General features: G+C 66.4%; 13 protein-coding genes. 10 read left to right on the plus strand and 3 right to left on the minus strand.

The annotated features are described in order from the left end of the window. Positions 1 to 24 precede the first annotated feature (24 nt). From ACIPPQ_RS15050 to ACIPPQ_RS15070, 5 genes are all read left to right on the plus strand, one after another. Positions 25 to 1,269 (plus strand): spinster family MFS transporter, encoded by a 1,245-nt coding sequence (locus ACIPPQ_RS15050; RefSeq protein ID WP_446545031.1) that lies wholly within the window; start codon positions 25 to 27, stop codon positions 1,267 to 1,269. Continuing rightward, entirely contained in the window at positions 1,266 to 2,894 is a 1,629-nt protein-coding gene (locus ACIPPQ_RS15055; protein WP_446544884.1) for a carboxylesterase/lipase family protein, read from the plus strand. Before ACIPPQ_RS15050 ends, ACIPPQ_RS15055 begins: the two co-directional genes overlap by 4 nt. Continuing rightward, positions 2,891 to 4,477 (plus strand): AMP-binding protein, encoded by a 1,587-nt coding sequence (locus tag ACIPPQ_RS15060; RefSeq protein WP_446544885.1) that lies wholly within the window; start codon positions 2,891 to 2,893, stop codon positions 4,475 to 4,477. Before ACIPPQ_RS15055 ends, ACIPPQ_RS15060 begins: the two co-directional genes overlap by 4 nt. Beyond that, positions 4,464 to 5,216, plus strand: coding sequence for a TetR/AcrR family transcriptional regulator (locus ACIPPQ_RS15065; protein ID WP_446544886.1), 753 nt, complete (start codon positions 4,464 to 4,466; stop codon positions 5,214 to 5,216). Before ACIPPQ_RS15060 ends, ACIPPQ_RS15065 begins: the two co-directional genes overlap by 14 nt. Before the next feature lie 76 nt (positions 5,217 to 5,292). After that, positions 5,293 to 6,201 carry an SDR family NAD(P)-dependent oxidoreductase gene (locus ACIPPQ_RS15070; RefSeq protein ID WP_446544887.1) on the plus strand — a complete coding sequence of 303 codons (909 nt, stop codon included), beginning with the start codon at positions 5,293 to 5,295 and terminating at the stop codon, positions 6,199 to 6,201. Between the two features lie 18 nt (positions 6,202 to 6,219). Here ACIPPQ_RS15070 and ACIPPQ_RS15075 read toward each other — a convergent pair whose 3' ends face one another. From ACIPPQ_RS15075 to ACIPPQ_RS15085, 3 genes are read right to left on the minus strand one after another with little or no spacing between them, the layout of a single operon-like run. Continuing rightward, entirely contained in the window at positions 6,220 to 7,620 is a 1,401-nt protein-coding gene (locus tag ACIPPQ_RS15075) for an efflux transporter outer membrane subunit (RefSeq protein WP_446544888.1), read from the minus strand. After that, on the minus strand, positions 7,613 to 10,777 hold the full coding sequence (locus ACIPPQ_RS15080; protein ID WP_446544889.1) for a multidrug efflux RND transporter permease subunit: 3,165 nt from the start codon (positions 10,775 to 10,777) through the stop codon (positions 7,613 to 7,615). The genes ACIPPQ_RS15075 and ACIPPQ_RS15080 overlap by 8 nt, the downstream gene beginning before the upstream one ends. A 6-nt stretch (positions 10,778 to 10,783) precedes the next feature. Beyond that, a complete protein-coding gene (locus ACIPPQ_RS15085) occupies positions 10,784 to 11,938 on the minus strand; it encodes an efflux RND transporter periplasmic adaptor subunit (RefSeq protein ID WP_446544890.1) in 1,155 nt (384 codons plus the stop codon). A 140-nt stretch (positions 11,939 to 12,078) separates the two neighbouring features. Between ACIPPQ_RS15085 and ACIPPQ_RS15090 the strand changes: the two genes are divergently transcribed. From ACIPPQ_RS15090 to ACIPPQ_RS15110, 5 genes are all read left to right on the plus strand, one after another. After that, the gene (locus tag ACIPPQ_RS15090) at positions 12,079 to 12,684 is read left to right on the plus strand and encodes a TetR/AcrR family transcriptional regulator (RefSeq protein WP_446544891.1); all 606 of its coding nucleotides are present in this window, start codon (positions 12,079 to 12,081) and stop codon (positions 12,682 to 12,684) included. 133 nt (positions 12,685 to 12,817) lie between these two features. Then, positions 12,818 to 14,095, plus strand: coding sequence for an MFS transporter (locus tag ACIPPQ_RS15095; RefSeq protein ID WP_446544892.1), 1,278 nt, complete (start codon positions 12,818 to 12,820; stop codon positions 14,093 to 14,095). Between the two features lie 186 nt (positions 14,096 to 14,281). Next, a complete protein-coding gene (secE, locus tag ACIPPQ_RS15100) occupies positions 14,282 to 14,479 on the plus strand; it encodes a preprotein translocase subunit SecE (RefSeq protein ID WP_137752919.1) in 198 nt (65 codons plus the stop codon). Between the two features lie 34 nt (positions 14,480 to 14,513). Then, positions 14,514 to 15,050: a transcription termination/antitermination protein NusG gene (nusG, locus tag ACIPPQ_RS15105; protein WP_037516051.1), complete on the plus strand. Its 537-nt coding sequence runs from the start codon at positions 14,514 to 14,516 to the stop codon at positions 15,048 to 15,050. 52 nt (positions 15,051 to 15,102) lie between these two features. After that, positions 15,103 to 16,041, plus strand: coding sequence for an acyl-CoA thioesterase (locus tag ACIPPQ_RS15110; protein WP_446544893.1), 939 nt, complete (start codon positions 15,103 to 15,105; stop codon positions 16,039 to 16,041). Positions 16,042 to 16,133: the final 92 nt, after the last annotated feature.

The following is a 16,133-nucleotide window of genomic DNA, read 5'->3' on the forward strand; positions in this document are numbered from 1 at the left end:
AGCAATCCTTCGTTCGTGCTGGGGATGCTCTGCTTCGTATATGTGCTGAACTTCTTAGACCGGCAGCTGCTGTCGATCCTCGCCAAGCCGATCCAGGATGCTCTGCAGATCAGCGACGGCCAGCTCGGGCTGATCAGCGGGCTCTACTTCGCGATGTTCTACTGCTTCATCGCAATCCCCGTCGGCTGGTTCGCCGACCGGACGAGCCGCGTCGGTGTCTTGTCGGCGGCCTGCGCGATCTGGAGCGGCGCCACCGTCGCGTGCGGCATGGCCGCCAACTATATGCAGCTGGTCGTCGCGCGCATGGTCGTCGGCTTCGGCGAGGCGGGGGGCGTGCCGCCCTCCTATGCGATCATCACCGACACCTATCCGCCGGGCAAGCGCGCGGCGGCGCTCGGCATCTTCAACCTTGGTCCGGCGATCGGCGCGGCGGCGGGCGTGGCGTTCGGTGCGGCGATCGCCGGGCGCTTCGGCTGGCGCATTCCCTTCATCGCGGTGGGCGCGATCGGCATCGTAACGGCGCTGGTCGTCTGGCTGACGGTGCGCGAGCCGAAGCGCGGCGCGACCGATGTGGCGGCTTCGCCCGCAAATTCACCCGCCGACGACAAGGCGGCCTTCTGGCCGACGGTCCGCATGTTCCTGTCGCATCCCGTCCTGATGCTCGCGGCATTGGGCAGCGGGGCGACGCAGTTCGTCACCTACGGCCTCGGCAATTTCGCGGTGCTGTTCCTGATGCGCGAAAAGGGCATGGTGCTTGGCGACGTCGCGATCTGGTATGCGCTGGTATTGCTGATCGGCATGGGCGGCGGGATGGTCGTTTCGGGCCGCGTCATCGACCGCATGGTCCGCAAATCGCGCGCGGGCTATGCGATCGCCCCCGCGCTGTCGCTCGCGGTCGCGATGCCTTTCTATCTCGCTTTTGTCTGGGCGCCCGGCTGGCCGTTGGCGCTGGCGCTGCTCACCGTCGTGATGATCTTCAACTATTTCTATCTCTCGGCGTCGGTCGCGCTCGTTCAGGAGGAAGTGAAGCCGGGCCAGCGCGTGCTCGCGGGCGCCTTGCTGCTGCTCATCATGAATTTCATCGGATTGGGGCTGGGGCCGACATGGGTCGGCTTCGCCAGCGACTGGTTCAAGGCGCAGGGCGACCTCCATGGGCTGCAAACGGCGCTGTACACGCTGACCCCCTTCTATGTGATCGCGATCGGGCTGTTCCTCTGGCTCGCGCGGCTGCTGCGCCGGGAAGACAGTCGGCAGGAGAAACAGGCATGATGATGTTGCGCACCGCATTATCGGCGGCCGGGCTTTTGATGGCGGCGCCCGCCGTCGCCGCGAGTCCGGTGGTCGAGGCGCCCGCAGGTACGGTCGAAGGCAAGGCGGTCGGCAAGGTCCGCGAGTTCAAGGGCATTCCCTTCGCGCAGCCGCCGGTCGGGCCGCTCCGCTGGAAAGCGCCGCAGCCGCTGGCGGCCTGGACCGGGGTGCGCAAGGCGCAGAGCTTTGGCGCCGCGTGTATCCAGCCGCGCCCGAACGCGGTGCATATCTACGCCAATCCGCCGGCTAAGATTTCGGAGGACTGCCTGACGCTCAACATCTGGGCGCCCGAACGGGCCAAGGATGCGCCGGTGATCGTGTGGATCCACGGCGGCGCGCTCACCACCGGCTACAGCCATGAGGGGATGTACGACGGGGCGAAGCTTGCGGCGCGCGGCGCGATCGTCGTGTCGATCAACTACCGGCTCGGCGTCCTCGGCTATTTGGCGCATCCGGCGCTGAGCGCGGAATCGCCCGACGGCGTTTCGGGCAATTACGGCCTGCTCGACCAGATTGCGGCGCTTGAGTGGGTGAAGGCGAATATCGGCGCGTTCGGCGGCGATGCGGCCAATGTCACGATCGCGGGCGAGTCTGCGGGCGCGCTCAGCGTGATGTACCTGATGGCGTCGCCGCGCGCGCACGGCCTGTTCCACAAGGCAATCGCGCAGAGCGCCTATATGATCTCGACCCCGTCGCTGAAGGAGGAGCGCCATGGCGAACCCGCCGCCGAGGCGACGGGTATGCGGGTTGCCGCCGCGCTGGGCGCCGACGACCTGGCGGCGCTCCGCGCGATGGACGCGACCGCGCTGTCGGATGGTGCGCTGAAGGCCGGCTATTTCCCGTGGGGCACCGTCGACGGCAAGATATTGCCGCGCCAGCTCGTCGACATCTTCGATCGCGGCGAGCAGGCGCCGGTGCCGATGATTGCGGGGTTCAACATCGGCGAGATCCGCTCGCTGCGCATGCTCGCCCCGCCGGTCCCTGCCAATGCCGCTGCCTATGAGGCGGCGATCCGCGCGCGGTACGGCGACCTCGCCGATGCCTGGCTGAAACTCTATCCCGCAAGCGATCTGGGCGAGGCGGTTCTCGCGACGCCGCGCGACGCGCTCTATGGCTGGACGTCCGAACGGCTTGCGATCAAGCAGGGTGCGCTCGGCCAGCCCGCCTATCTATATCTCTTCGACCATGGTTATCCGGCGGCGAGCGAGGCCGGGCTGCACGGCTTCCACGCGGCCGAAATCCCTTATGTGTTCGGCACCGCGAACGACACGCCGCCCTATTGGCCCAAGATCCCCGATACCGTCGCCGAGCGCAGATTTGCGGCCGCGATGGGCGATTATTGGGTCTCCTTCGCGAGGACCGGCAAGCCCGAAGCGGCGGGGCACGCGGCGTGGCGCCCCTATGGCGAGGAGGCCGCCTTCATGGCCTTCGCCGACATCCCGCGCGCCGGGGCGCGGCTGATGCCCGGCATGTATGCGTTGCACGAGGCGGCGGTCTGCCGTCGCCGCGCGGCGGGCAACCAGCCATGGAACTGGAACACCGGCATCATGTCCCCCGTTCTGGCGAAGGGCGCGAATTGTCCATGATCGACGGCAGCATCCAGGATTATCCGCTCACGCTGAACAAGTTCCTCGACCATGCCGCGCGCTGGCACGGCGATGCCGAGGTCGTGACGGCGCAAGAGGACGGCGGCCTTGCCCGCATCGATTATGCCGGGCTTCGCGATCGCAGCCTCGCGATCTCGTCGTTGCTCGCTGGCTTCGGAATCGGGCAGGGCGACCGTGTCGCGACGCTCGCGTGGAACAGCCAGGCGCATGTCGAAACCTGGTACGCGGTGATGGGGATGGGCGCGGTATGTCACACGCTCAACCCGCGGCTGACCGGATCGCAGCTCGCGTCGATGGCGGTGCAGTCGAGTGCGCGGATCCTGGTCGCGAGCGCCGACCTGCTGCCGCTCGCGCGCCTGATCGCCGAGCGTGCGCCCGCGATCGAGCGCGTGCTGGTGATCGACGGCAAGGCCGCCGAGTGGGCGGCCGGAGCGTCGTCGCTGGTCGACATCGAGCCGCTGATTGTTGCTGCGCGCCGCGACGCGGTTTGGGGCGCTTTCGACGAGCGGTCGCCCGCGGGGCTGTGCTTCACTTCGGGCACCACCGGGGCGCCAAAGGGCGTGACCTATACGCACCGCGGCAGCTTTCTCCACACGCTCCGCGCGCTGCAGGCCGACGTCATGGCCTTCACCCGCCGCGACGCAGTGCTTGCCGTCGTGCCGATGTTCCACGCCAATGCCTGGGGCCTGCCGTTCGCGTTGCCCGCGGTCGGCGGCAAGCTTGTGCTGCCCGGCCGGCAGGCCGACGGTGCCAGCCTTGCCCGCCTGGTCGCCGCCGAAGGCGTGACTGTCGGCGTCGGGGTTCCGACCGTCTGGCTGGGCGTTGCCGAGCATGTCGAGCAAACGGGCGCCGCGCTTCCTTCGCTCGAACGGATCATCGTCGGCGGTGCACCGATGGCGCCCGCCCTGATGACGCGGATCGAGAAGTTGCTCGGCGTCACAGTGCAGACGAGCTGGGGGATGACCGAGCTGTCGCCGCTCGGGACGATCGCGCCGCCAAGCGATCCGCACCGCTCGGCGGCGGTGTCGGGGCGGCCTGCGATCGGGGTCGACCTGTTGCTCACCGGCGCGGGCGGCACGCCGCTCGCCGAACAGCGCGGCGGCGAGGGGCATTTGCATGTTCGCGGCTCGGCGGTGGTCGATCGCTACTTCGGTCAGGACGAGCCGGCGACCGACACGGAGGGCTGGTTTTCGACCGGCGATCTCGCCCGCATCGATGCGAAGGGCAATCTGGTCATCACCGGCCGCGCGAAGGACCTGATCAAATCGGGCGGCGAGTGGATCAACCCCGCCGAGATCGAGGCGGTCGTCGGCGCGCTGCCGCAGGTGTCGCTCGCCGCGGTGATCGGCCGCGAGGACGCCAAATGGGGCGAGCGACCGGTTCTGCTCGTCGAGCTGCGCGCGGGCGAAGATATTGGCGATGCCGAGTTGTTAGCGCCGCTCAAGGGTCGCGTGGCGCCTTGGTGGATTCCCGATGCGGTGGTGCGGCTCGACGCCATGCCGCTGGCGCCGACCGGAAAAATCGATAAGATTCGCTTGCGGAACGACCATGGCGCGGGTTGATCGGCACGGGGGCGTCGCGGCAGGGGCGGCGACGGAACAGATATTGGAAGTCGGACGAGTGACAGAACAGGCGAAAACGCGTCGGCGATCGACCAAGGCCGAACAGCGTGCCGAAACGATGGAGCAGATCCTCGACGAAGCCGAGTTTCTCTTCTCGAAGCACGGCCTGCACGGCGTGACGCTCAAGGATGTCGCCAAGCGTGTCGGCGTGCACCACACGCTGCTCAACTATTATTTCGAGGACAAGAAGAAGCTGTTCGACGCGGTTTTCGCGCGGCGCGCAGTGGTAACGAGTACGAAGCGGATGCAGGCGCTCGACGAATATGACCGTGCGACCGGAGGCAAGCCGACGATCGAAGGCGCGCTCCACGCCTTCCTCGACACCGACCTCGATCTCTACATCCATGGCGGCGACGGCTGGAAGAATTACGGGGCGCTCGGCGCGCAGGTTGCCAACACCCCCGAATGGGGCGCCGAATTGATGGACAGCCATTTCGATCCGGTGGTGCTTCGCCTGATCGACCTGCTCAAGCGCGCGATGCCCGATTGCGCCGAGGAGGACATCTTCTGGGGCTATCATTTCGTTACCGGCGCGTTGATGGTCACGCTCGCGCGGACGGGGCGCATCGACAAGCTGTCGGGCGGCCTCTGCAAATCCGAAGATTTCGAAGCGATCAAGGCGCGCATGGCTTCGTTCATGGCGGCCGGCTTCCTGCAGGTCTGCAACAAGAAGATATAGGCAAGGCAGGCGGGAGGAACGCCTCGAGCGCGCGACGCAAATATTAACTCACTAGATAGTGAATGGAGATTTGAGCATGAAGGATGAACTGTTGCCATTGAAGGGGCGCGTCGCGATCGTCACCGGTGCAGGCGGCGGGCTGGGCCGGACCCATGCGCTCTATCTGGCGTCCCGGGGCGCGCGCGTGGTCGTCAACGATCTCGCTTTGCCGGCCGCCGAGCAGGTTGCATCCGAGATCGCAGCGAACGGCGGCGAGGCGCTGGCGCTGGCAGCTTCGGTCACCGACGAAGCCGCGATCGACGAACTGGTCCGCCGGACGCAGGATGCGTGGGGGCAGATCGATATCCTCGTCAATAACGCGGGCATCCTGCGCGACAGGAGCTTTGCCAAGATGAGCATCGAAGACTTCCGGCTCGTCGTCGACGTTCACCTGATCGGCGCAGCGATCTGTTGCAAGGCGGTATGGGAAGCGATGCGCGCGCAGCAATATGGGCGCATCGTGATGACGACCTCGTCGTCGGGGCTGTGGGGCAATTTCGGACAGGCGAATTACGGCGCCGCCAAGATGGCGCTCGTCGGCCTGATGCAGACGTTGGCGATCGAGGGCGAGAAATACGGGATTCGGGTCAACAGCCTTGCGCCGACCGCCGCGACGCAGATGACGCACGGCGTCTTGGCCGACGCCAGCCTGGAACTGCTCGACCCCGCGCTCGTCAGCCCCGGCCTGCTGGCGCTGGTCGGCGAACATGCGCCGACGCGGGCCATTCTCTGCGCGGGTGCGGGGCATTTCGCCTGCGCCGACGTGACGCTTTCGGAAGGCCGCCATATCGGCGCCGGGGCCGATGCGGGTGAACAGCTGGTTGCGGATTGGGCCGACGTATCCGGCCGCGATGGCGCGATCGTCCCGGGCTATGGCTTTACGCAGGCCGAACGCGAGCTGGCGAGCGCGGGGTCGCGATCGCCGGCGCTGGCTGCGGCGCGCTAACCGCGCCGCGGCCCCAGGTCAGCGTCGTTCGACGAGCCCGCCGCCGAGCGCCACATAAAGCGTCACCAGATTGTCGACCTGCGCGCGCCTGAGTTCGATCAGCGCCTGTTCGGCGGCGAACAGGTTGCGTTCGGCGTCGAGCACTTCGAGATAGGTTGAAACGCCTTCGCGGTACCGTTTGCGCGCGAGGTCGGCGATCCGCCGCTGCGCGAGCGTGCCGCGTTCCTGCGCCGCGACCTGATCCGCAAGGTAGCGGCGCCCGGCGAGCGCGTCGGCCACCTCGCGAAACGCGCCCTGTACCGTGCGCTCATAGGTCGCGATCGCGATATTCTCGCGCGCTTCGGCGACGGTCAGATTGCCCTTGTTGCGTCCGAAGTCGAAGATCGGCAGCCGGATCGACGGGCCGAAGCTCCAGTTCATGCCATTGTCGCTGAACAGATTGTCGAGCGATCCCGACGCGAAGCCGAAATTGCCGGTGAGCGAGATCGACGGGAAAAAGGCGGCACGCGCCGCGCCGACATTCGCGCGCGCGGCGCGCAGCCGTTCTTCGGCGGCGAGCACATCGGGCCGCGCGACGAGCAGGTCGGACGGCAGTCCGGCGGTCAGCGTCGGCGATTGTCCCTGCTGGACGAGCGGCAGCGGCGCGAGCAGGGGACCGGCGACCGGCCCGCCGGTGAGAACGGCGAGGAAATTGTCGGCCTGCGCCTTGCCGAGCTTCAGGCTCGCAAGCTGCGTTTCGGCCTGCGTCAGCAGCGTTTCTGACTGGCGATAATCGAGCGCCGAGGTCACCCCCGCGTCGAGCCGTCGTTTCGCGATGCGGAGCCCTTCCTTGCGGCTCGTCACCGTCGCTTCGGCAAGGGTGATCTGCTCGTCGGCGCCGCGCGAGGCGAAATAGGACGAGGCAACGTCGCGCACCAGCGCGAGCCGGAAGGCGCGTTCGGCCTGTTCGGTCGCGAGATACTGGCTGCGCGCCGCCTCGGACAGATTTTTGACGCGGCCCCAGAAATCGAGCTCGAACGACGTGACCCCGACCCCGACCGAATAGCGGTTGGTCGTGTCGGTTCCCGGACCGGTCAGCGACGGGCCGCGGCTGCGCGTCGCATCGGCGCTGGCACCGACGGTGGGCAGCCGGTCGGCGTCCTGGATGCGGTACAGTCCGCGCGCTTCCTCGATCTGCGCGACGGCGACGGCGAGATCGCGGTTGCGTTCGACCGCCTGCGCGATCAGCGCCTCGAGCTGCGGATCGGCGAAGAAGTCGCGCCAGCTGACTTCGGTCGCACGCTGCCCGAGCGTCACATCGCCGGCGAATTCGGCCGGATAGGCGGGGGCGGTCGACAGCGGCGGACGCTCGTGCGGCGGCGCCATATTGGCGCATCCGGCGAGCGTCGTCGCCGCGGCGAGGGCGATCAGGTTACGCATGGCCGGGTTCCTCATGATGTCCTTTTTCCGCCGGTGCAGGCGGCCGTTTGCGGCTGATCCACTTGCGCACCGACAGGTAGAAGAGCGGGATGAAGAAGATACCGAGCAGCGTGGCGGCGATCATCCCGCCCATCACGCCCGAGCCGACCGCGATGCGGCTGGCGGCCCCGGCCCCGCTCGCGATGACGAGCGGCACCATGCCGAGGATGAAGGCGAGGCTGGTCATGATGATCGGGCGCAGGCGAAGCTTCACCGCCTCCATCACCGCATCGAGCGTCGGCTTGCCTTCGGCTTCCTGTTCGATCGCGAATTCGACGATCAGGATCGCATTTTTCGCGGCCAAGCCGATGATCGTGATCAGGCCGACGTTGAAGTAAATGTCGGCCGACAGCCCGCGCATCATCGAGAAGAGCACCGCGCCGAGCACGCCGAGCGGCACCACGAGCAGCACCGAGACCGGCACCGCCCAGCTTTCGTAGAGCGCCGCGAGCAGCAGGAAGACGACGACGAGCGACAGGCCGAGCAGCATCCCGATCTGGCCCGCCGACTGTTTTTCCTCATAGGAAATGCCGGTCCATTCGAACGCGAAGCCCTGCGGGAGCTGCGATGCGAGCCGTTCCATCTCGGCCATCGCTTCGCCGGTCGACTGGCCCGGTGCGGGTTCGCCCGAGATCGTCATCGCGGGATAGCCGTTGTACCGCTGGAGCTGCGGCGCCTCGGCGGACCATTCGGCCTTGCTGAACGACCCGAACGGCACCATGCCGCCATTTGCGCTACGCACCCGCAGGTCGAGCACGTCCTGCGGCGTCATGCGGCTCGCGGCGTCGGCCTGGAGCAGCACGCGCAGCACGCGGCCTTCGCGGGTGAAGTCGTTGGCATAGGCGCTGCCGAAGCTGATCGCGAGCGTCGCGTTGACGTCGCCGATCGACAGGCCGAGCGCGCGCGCCTGAATCCGGTCGATATCGACCTTCAGCACCGGCGCATCCTCCTGACCCTCGGGGCGTACGTTCGCGAGCAGCTTGCTCTGCATCGCACCGCCAAGGATCTGGTTGCGCGCGGCGATCAGCGCGTCGCGCCCGTTGCCGCCGCGATCCTGCAGCTTGAAGGTGAAGCCGCTCGACGTGCCGAGTTCGGGGATCGACGGCGGGCTCAATGAGAAGGCGAACGCCTCCTTGATGCCCATGAAGGTGCCCATCGCCTTGCCGGCGATCGCGTCGGCGCTGTCGCCGTCGCCCTTGCGCTCGTCCCAATGTTTGAGCGGGGTGAACATGATCGCGTTCGCCTGGCCCTGGCCGAAGAAGCTGAAGCCGTTCACCGACACGACGTTGGCGACCTGCGGCTGTTCGGCGAAGAAGGCCTTGACCTGCTTGGTCGCCTCGTTGGTACGCTGCGTCGTCGCGCCCGGGGGCGCCTGGATCACGGTGATCAGATAGCCCTGGTCTTCCTGCGGCAGGAAGGATCCCGGCAGGCGGGTGAACAGCAGGGCCGTGATCGCGACCATCGCGACAAAGACGCCGAGCCAGCGCAGCGGTGTAGCGAGCATCTTGCCGACGCCACCCTGGTAGCGGTCGGTGGTGCGACCGAACCAGTCGTTGAAGCGACCGAAGAAGCGGTCGAAGAAGGCACCGATCCGGCCCTTGCGCGCCGTCTTGTCGTGCGGTTTCAGCAGCGTCGCGCAGAGCGCGGGCGTCAGCGTGAGCGCAAGCACGGCCGAGAAGGCGATCGAGATCGCGAGCGTCATCGAGAACTGACGATAGATGCCGCCGGTCGATCCGGGGAAGAAGGCCATCGGGATGAACACCGCGATCAGCACCAGCGTTATGCCGATGATCGCCGAGGTGATCTGGCTCATCGCCTTCACCGTCGCCTCATAGGGGGGCAGATGCTCCTCGTTCATGATGCGCTCGACATTCTCGATCACGACGATCGCGTCGTCGACGAGAATACCGATCGCCAGCACCATGCCGAACAGCGTCAGCACGTTGATCGAGAAACCGAACATCCAGAGGCCGAGGCACGCCCCCGCCAGCGCGATCGGAACGACCACGGTAGGGATGACGGTCGCGCGCCAGTTCTGGAGGAACAGAAACATGACGAGGAAGACGAGCACCATCGCCTCGGCGAGTGTCTTCACCACCTCTTCGATCGACAGGCTGATGAAGGGCGTCGTGTCATAGGGGATCGACCAGACGATGTCGGGCGGGAAACCCTTCGACAGCTCGTCCATCCGCGCGCGAATGCCCTCCGCCGTCGCCAGCGCGTTGGCGCCCGGCGTGAGCTGGACCGCGAGGCCCGCCATCGGCTTGCCGTTGAGCTCGGACGAGAAGAGATAGCTTGCCGCACCCAGCTCGACGCGGCCGACGTCGCCCAGCGTCACCGCCGACCCGTCGGGGTTGGCGCGCAGGATGATGCTTTCGAACTGCTCGGGCTTGGTGAAGCGCCCCTGCGTCGTGATGACGGCATTGAGCTCGGCGCCCTTGGCGATCGGCTGGTCACCGAGCTGGCCGCCCGGCGTCTGGCTATTCTGCTCCTGCACCGCGCCGAGCGCTTCGGCGGGCGACAGATTGTGCGAGGCGAGCTTTTGCGGGTCGAGCCAGATGCGCATCGCATATTCGGGCGCAAAGGCCTGGACGTTGCCGACCCCGTTCACGCGGCGCAGTTCGTCGAGGACGCGCGTGTTCGCGAAGTTGTTGACCTCCATCGGGTCGGTGTTGCCGCTCTTCGAGGTGATCGCGACGATCAGCAGGAAGCCCGAATTGGCCTCGGTGACCGAGATGCCCTGACGCCGGACATCCTCGGGCAGCCGCTGTTCGACCCGGCGCAGGCGGTTCTGGACCTCCATCTGGGCATTGTCGATGTCGGTCCCCGCCTCGAAGGTCAGGTTGATCGACGCGGTGCCGTTCGACTCGCTGGTCGAGGCCATGTAGAGGAAGCCCTCGACCCCGTTCAGCTCCTGCTCGATGACCTGCGTGACATTCTGCTCGAGTGTCTTGGCGTCGGCGCCCGGATAGGTGACGCCGATTGTCAGCGACGGCGGCGCGACCGACGGATATTGCTCCACGGGCAGCCCGCGCAGCGCGATGATCCCGGCAAGCAGGATGCCGATGGCGATGACCCAGGAAAAGATGGGCCGGTCGATGAAGAAACGGGGGGTCATGTCAGGTCAGCGCTTCGCCGCGGGGGCAGGCGCCGCGCCCTTGGGCTGGGCGATGCGCACCGGCTGACCCGGCTGCACCTTTTGCAACCCGTCGGTAATGACCCGGTCGCCGGGCTTGAGCCCGTCGAGGATCGCCCACTGGCCCGCGACCATCGTGCCGAGCTTCACCGGGCGCACCGTCGCATTATTCTTGGCATCGAGGACCATGACGCTGGCATTGTCGGCGGCGAGTTTGACCGCGCGCTGCGGGATCAGCACCCCGTCGGCGCGATTGCCGGCGAAAATGCGCGCGCGCACGAACTGACCGGGCAGCAATGCCGCGTTCGGGTTGGGGAATTCGGCGCGCAGCGCCGCAGTGCCCGTGGCCTCATCGATCGAGAGATCGAGGAAGTCGAGATGGCCGACCACCGGAAGCGCGGTGCCGTCTTCGAGGATCAGTTGCACTTCGACGCGCTCGAGCTGCGGCACGCTGACCTTGCCCGATCCCATCTCGCGGCGCGTCGCGAGCAGGTCCGAGCTCGACTGGCCGAAATTGACATAAACGCGGTCGATCTGTTCGATCGTCGTCAGCAAGGTGCCGCCGGCGGCGCTGACGAGCGCACCCTCGGTAACCTCGGCGCGGCGTGCGCGGCCCGAAATCGGGGCGGTGACCATCGAGTAGCCGAGGTTCAGCCGCGCCGATTGCAGATTGGCCTGCGCGGCCGCGACGTCGGCTTCCGCCGTACGCTGCGCGGCGACGGCCGCATCATATTCCTGCTTGCCGATCGCCTGGTCGGCGAGCAGCGGCTGGTATCGGCCGACGACCTGCCGCGCGTTGGCGGCGGTCGCCTGGGCGCGGGCGAGCTGCGCCTGCGCCGCATTGACCGTTGCGGTCAGCTGCCGCGGATCGATGCGGAACAGGGCGGTCCCGGCGCGCACGAAGCTGCCTTCGTTGAACAGGCGGCGCTCGACGATGCCGTCGACGCGAGCGCGGACCTCCGAGGTGCGATACGCCTGAACGCGGCCGGGCAGTTCGATAACGTTGGGCACGGCCTGCGTGCGGATCGTCACGATACCGACCTCGGGTGGCGGCGGCGCGGGCGGCGCTTCGGACGAGCAGGAAGCCAGCAACAGGGCCAGCGCAGCGCCGGCGGCGCAGCTGAGAGGACGAAGGCGACTCATAAGGACCCCTGAAAAAATCGCAGTTGTGCGGGATTTGTTTATACGCAAAAGCTTGCGTTGAGGCGCCCTGTAATTTAAATTACAAAAAAGCGCAAGGGAGGGGAGAAATTTTGGGCATGTCGGAATTGGCTTTATGTCAAATGGATAGACTATCGCCACGCGAACGAAGGCAGGGTGCGATCCTCGATGCGGCCGAGGCGCTGTTCCTCGAACAGGGTTATGAGCGCACGAGCCTCGCCGAAATCGTGAAGCGCTCGGGGGGGTCGCTGGCGACGCTTTACGAGCTGTTCGGCAACAAGCAGGGGCTGCTGCGCGCGATCGCGACGCGCTGGTGCGACGAAGCCATGCTGCGGTCGCTCGACGACGATGCGACCCGGGGATTGTCCAACGTCGAAATCCTGAAGCGTTATGCGCATCGGCAGAAAGAGCTGATGGAATCGCCACACGCCGTCGGCCTGATGCGGATGCTGATATCCGAGAGTTTGCGCGACCATGAGTTCGCCATGCAGATTTATCTCGACCTTCATGTGCCCGCGCTGGAGGAACTGATCGAACTGTTTGCGGAGTGGGCGGCAACGGGCCGGGCGGAGATTGACCGGCCGGATGCCGCGGCGCGTCTGTTTTTCGATATCGTCGTCGGCGATTCCATGTTGAACACGCTGATGGGGATCGAGGTCGAATGGCTCGACAGCGAGCAGATCGACTGGCGGCTTCAGCCCTTCTTTTCGCATTTCAAGATTCGATAGATAGCCGCGCCGCATGTGCGGCTGTTGACATGGCTGTAAATAGCTGAAAGCGTGCAGGCTCCTGCTTCGGGAGCCTCACGCCTTGGCCAGTAACGCCCTGCCTTCGGTTGTCCAAGCGGATGAGAAGCCAGCGTTGCGCCCGCGCACGGTGGCCGCTTATGCCGCGACCGCGGGACCCACCGTGATGCTGGGACTGCCGTTCAGCGTCTATCTGCCGCCCTATATTGCCGAGGGCGGGGTGATTTCGGTGGCGCTGGTCGGGCTGCTCTTCTCGCTCACGACAATCTGGGACGGCGTCGTCGACCCGCTGATCGGCACGATGGTCGACCGCGTGCGCACCGGGCTCGGCGCGCATCGGCACTGGATGCTGCTTGCGGTCGTGCCGCTGTTCCTGCTGTTGCTCGCGCTGGTGACGGTCGGCGACCAACTGCCCTTCGCGGCGCTGTTCCTGATGATGGTGCTCTTCTATTCGAGCTACAGCCTGTACGAGGTCGCGCAGCTGTCGTGGGGCGCCGCGCTCGTGCGCTCGCCGGCCGACAGCGCGCTTCTTTACGGGATGCGCGACTGGTTCGCGAAGATCGCGCTGATCCTCGCCTTTGCGGCTCCGGCGGCGGCGCAGCTCCTGATCCCCGGGCTCAGCCTGCAAGGGCGGATCATGGCTTATGCGAGCCTCTTCCTGCTCATGGTGCCGATCGCGCTGTTCGCGATCCGGCTCGTCCCGCCGCGCGCCGTGGTCGCGGAGCCGGGGATCGGCTGGCGGGCCGAAATTCGTGCCTCGCTGTCCTTCCCGCCGCTGATGCTGCTGCTCGGCGTGCAATTCCTCAACAGTTTCGCCTTCGGGTCGCTGACCTCGCTCTTCGTCTTCTTCGCCGCCGCGGTGCTCGACCTCGACGGGCAGAGCGCGGTGCTCCTCTTTGCGAGCTTCATTGGCGGCGCGCTCGCGTCGCCGGTCTGGACCTTCCTCGCGCGGCGGTTCGGCAAACCGCCGATGATGATGGCGATGGGGCTGCTCATCTCGAGCCTGCTTGTCACGACCCTGTTTCAGGAACCCGAAGGCATCGGGCAGGCGGTAGGCTTTTCGCTGCTGCTCGGGACGGGTTTTGTCGGGCTGCTTTTCACCTACTCGATGCTCGCCGATCTGATCCCGCACGACGCCGCGCGCTGCGGGCGGGGGCGCGCGGCCTTCCTGTTCGCGCTGCTCAACCTGATGCAGAAGTTCGGCGTCGCTGCCGCGATCGCGGTAAGCTACGCGGCGCTCGACCTGGTCGGCTTCGATCCGCAGGACGGCGCGGCGGCGGCGCGCGAGCTTCACCTCATCTTCGCGCTCCAGCCGACGGTAAGCTGGATCGTCATGGTCGGCCTGCTGCTTTTGATGCAGCGCGCGCTGGCGCGTTCGCCCGCCCGCCTTTGACTTGCAATCGCTGCGCCGCAGAAGTAAAGGCCGCTTTCATTCGGACAGATGCGCCGTTTTTCTCCCGCCTTTCGCCGACACGCTCGGGGAGGGTGGGCGGACTATTGCCCAAAGCGCGCTTGACGCCTGGGCAGCGGCAACCCATCTGGCCCGGATCAAGGACGTTATTAGGACAGGACGATCGACATGGCGAAGACCAGCCCGGCTGAGTTCATCAATCAGGTACGCGCCGAAGCCCGCAAGATCGTTTGGCCCACGGGCCGCGAGACGGTGCAGACGACGATCATGGTGCTCATCATGACGACGATCCTGTCGCTGTTCTTTTTCGGCGTCGACACGGTTTTCAACGCGATCGTCAGCTGGCTGACGTCGCTCGCGCGCTAATCGCCGCGGTTACAGGGACAGGATACGGATACACATGGCGCGCTGGTACATCATTCACGCCTATTCGGGTTTCGAGAACAAGGTTCGCGATTCGGTGCTTTCCGAAGCCGAACGCATGGGCCTGACCGACTTCGTCGAAGCGGTCGAGGTTCCGGTCGAAACCGTCACCGAGGTGAAGCGCGGCAAGAAGGTCCAGGCCGAACGCAAGTTCTTCCCGGGCTATGTGCTCGCCAAGCTCACGATGACCGACGATGTCTATCACCTCGTCAAGAACACGCCGAAGGTCACCGGCTTCCTCGGATCGATGGGCAAACCGCAGGCGATCAGCGAAGCCGAAGCCGCGCGCATCCTGAACAGCAAGGAAGAGGCCGCGGCCCGTCCGAAGCAGGAAATCCGCGTCGATTACGAAATCGGCGATCAGGTCAAGGTGCTCGACGGTCCCTTCGCCAGCTTCAACGGGCTGGTCGAGGAACTCGATTTCGAAAAGGCGCGCGTCAAGGTGTCGGTGTCGATCTTTGGTCGCGCCACCCCCGTCGAGCTCGACTTCGAACAGGTCGAACGCTTCAAATAACATCGCCGCGCGCCTGTGAAGGCGTGCGGAGTCCATCGAACGGAACATGCGCATGAGCCTTTCTCCCGACGAGATCCAGGCTCGCATCGATCGCGCGCGCGAGATTCAGGCGGCTTTTTCGCCCGAGAAGGTCGTCGCGGCGGTGACGCGCCTGTTCGAACTCGATCCCGTCCCGGGGCTTGAGGACGAATTCACCTTTCCCGCGTTCGACAAGCCGACCCGCCAGCGCATCTTCGGCGGGCAGGTGATCGCGCAGGCGCTCGCCGCCGCGGCGCGCACCGTCGATCCGGGCAAGCCGGCGCACTCGCTCCACGCTTATTTCCTGCGCGGCGGAGACGAGGCGAAGCCGCTCCATTTCCGCGTTCATCGCGACTTCGACGGGCGCAGCTTCGCCAACCGCCGCGTCGTCGTGCGGCAGGACGGCAAGGTCATCTTCAACCTGACCGCCTCGTTCCACGCGCCCGAACCCGGCGCGACGCATCAGGCGCCGATGCCCGACGTGCTGCCGCCCGAGGAGTGCGCCGAACTCGTCGAAAATCTGGCCGCCGATCCCAATGTCAGCGACGCGCAGCTCGAACGCATGGCGCGGCTGCGGCCGTTCGAGACGCGCAATTTCCGTCCGTCCTCGACCGAGCGCGGGACGACGCATTATCAATGGTACCGGCTCGCGGCGCCGATCGGCGACGATCCGCTGCTCCACCGCGCCTTCCTTGCCTATGTGTCGGACATGGGACTGTTGTCGTCGTCGCTGCTGCCGCATGGCCTGACCTGGTCGACCCCCGGGCTTTTCTCGACCAGCCTCGATCATGCGATGTGGTTCCATGGCGACATCCGCGTCGACGACTGGTTCGTCTATGTCATGGACAGCGACTGGACGGGCGGCAGCCGCGGGATCAATCGCGGGCTGATCTATCGCCGCGACGGCACGCTGATCGCATCGGCAATGCAGGAAGGCCTGCTGCGCATCACGCCGCCCGCGCCCGACGCATAAGGCTTGTTTTCTGCGGCGTTTGCGCTTATGCGCGCCGCTTCGCGTCAGATACGGGCGTGATTCCGCGCGGGAGGAAGGGGTGATGCCCTTCT

Source organism: Sphingopyxis sp. LARHCG72 (assembly GCF_052871675.1).

Coding starts and splice junctions, on each gene's coding strand:
- ACIPPQ_RS15050 (WP_446545031.1), top strand. CDS start 25: ATGCTCTGCTTCGTATATGTGCTGAACTTCTTAGACCGGCAGCTGCTG.
- ACIPPQ_RS15055 (WP_446544884.1), top strand. CDS start 1,266: ATGATGATGTTGCGCACCGCATTATCGGCGGCCGGGCTTTTGATGGCG.
- ACIPPQ_RS15060 (WP_446544885.1), top strand. CDS start 2,891: ATGATCGACGGCAGCATCCAGGATTATCCGCTCACGCTGAACAAGTTC.
- ACIPPQ_RS15065 (WP_446544886.1), top strand. CDS start 4,464: ATGGCGCGGGTTGATCGGCACGGGGGCGTCGCGGCAGGGGCGGCGACG.
- ACIPPQ_RS15070 (WP_446544887.1), top strand. CDS start 5,293: ATGAAGGATGAACTGTTGCCATTGAAGGGGCGCGTCGCGATCGTCACC.
- ACIPPQ_RS15075 (WP_446544888.1), bottom strand. CDS start 7,620: ATGCGTAACCTGATCGCCCTCGCCGCGGCGACGACGCTCGCCGGATGC.
- ACIPPQ_RS15080 (WP_446544889.1), bottom strand. CDS start 10,777: ATGACCCCCCGTTTCTTCATCGACCGGCCCATCTTTTCCTGGGTCATC.
- ACIPPQ_RS15085 (WP_446544890.1), bottom strand. CDS start 11,938: ATGAGTCGCCTTCGTCCTCTCAGCTGCGCCGCCGGCGCTGCGCTGGCC.
- ACIPPQ_RS15090 (WP_446544891.1), top strand. CDS start 12,079: ATGGATAGACTATCGCCACGCGAACGAAGGCAGGGTGCGATCCTCGAT.
- secE (WP_137752919.1), top strand. CDS start 14,282: ATGGCGAAGACCAGCCCGGCTGAGTTCATCAATCAGGTACGCGCCGAA.
- nusG (WP_037516051.1), top strand. CDS start 14,514: ATGGCGCGCTGGTACATCATTCACGCCTATTCGGGTTTCGAGAACAAG.
- ACIPPQ_RS15110 (WP_446544893.1), top strand. CDS start 15,103: ATGAGCCTTTCTCCCGACGAGATCCAGGCTCGCATCGATCGCGCGCGC.